The sequence below is a fragment of the Mesorhizobium sp. M2C.T.Ca.TU.002.02.1.1 genome, from assembly GCF_003997225.1.
On the sequence record NZ_RZTO01001210.1, the window covers coordinates 1 to 1,270 of the forward strand.

1 pseudogene is annotated in these 1,270 nt (G+C 66.7%); it reads left to right on the plus strand.

The window, feature by feature from the left end:
* Positions 1-126: 126 nt before the first annotated feature.
* Positions 127-1,270, plus strand: a pseudogene (locus tag EOD07_RS34820) (hypothetical protein); the annotation flags it as partial.

Consider the following 1,270-nt stretch of genomic DNA (forward strand, 5'->3'; position numbering starts at 1 on the left):
GAGCCGCCTCTGGCCTCCGTCCTGGTCAATCCGGAGGAACGCGAGGCCGCTGCCAAGGAGAGGCGCAAGCTTGACGAGCCAGCCCGCAGCAGCCTGCAGTGGCGCCGGTTGCCGCAGGAGCGGCGGATGACGATCCCTATCAAGGAGGGGCTTACCCGACATGTCGTTCAACAAAGCGCAGCGCCAGCCTATCCTGGCGGCGGGCTCGAGCTTGCCGTCTCCGTGCGGCCGACGCACACTGCCGGCATCGACGGGCAGCGGCGCGACCTGCTCGCCGTCTCGATCTTCCTCGTCAACAGGCGCTCCGAGGCTCTCAGGCGGTATGGCGATCTGGCCTTCTGCTTCCAGGCCCGCCTGGAGCTCGAATCCTCGCTCGGCTTCGAGCCGAACGACGATCGCGCGTCCTATGATGCCGAGGATTTCGACCAGCGACTTTCCGATCTTCACTATCGCGATGTCGCGTCCTACGCGACTGGCCACAACAGCTCGGGCGACTGGGGTGCGCTAGACGGCGACGGCCGCATCACGACCGTGTTTACGACATCAATCCCTTGCCAGGATGTCGAAAAGCTTGGTGCCGACATAGACCTTCCGGGCGTCATCCGCGGCATGGAGGACCTGGCCAAGGCAGCCGAAGGCGCCGACAGCCTGCGCGCCGCGCTCGAGCAGCTGCCCGTCGCCTATGCCGCGTGGGCTGTGGAACGCGAACGGGAGGTCGCACGGATCGATGGCCGCAAGCGGCAGGAGGTCGCGCACCAGCTTCTCAGGGAGATCGACGTGGCGAAGGACCGCATCGCCAGCGGTATCCGGCGCCTGGCCGCTGATCCTGTTAGCCGCGAAGCCTTCGCCATCATGAACCGGACCATGGCGTGCGCCAGCCGACAGCGCGGCTCGACCATCAACGGCAAGGCGCCGGACCAGCAGGCCGCGCCGACGTGGCGCCTGTTCCAACTCGCTTTCGTGCTCCTCAACCTCGACGGTCTCATCGATCCGCTTCACCAGGATCGTGCAACCGTCGATCTGCTGTTCTTTCCGACCGGCGGCGGCAAGACGGAAGCCTATCTGGGGCTGGCCGCCTTCGCGATCGCGCGCCGCCGGCTGCACAATCCAGGCTTGAGCGGCGCGGGACTGTCGGTGGTGATGCGCTATACGCTCCGGCTCCTGACGCTGGACCAGTTGCAGCGCGCGGCAGGCCTGATCTGTGCTCTGGAGCTCGAACGCCGAGATCAGGGCCGCCTGGGCCAATGGCCGATCGAGATCGGTCTGTGGG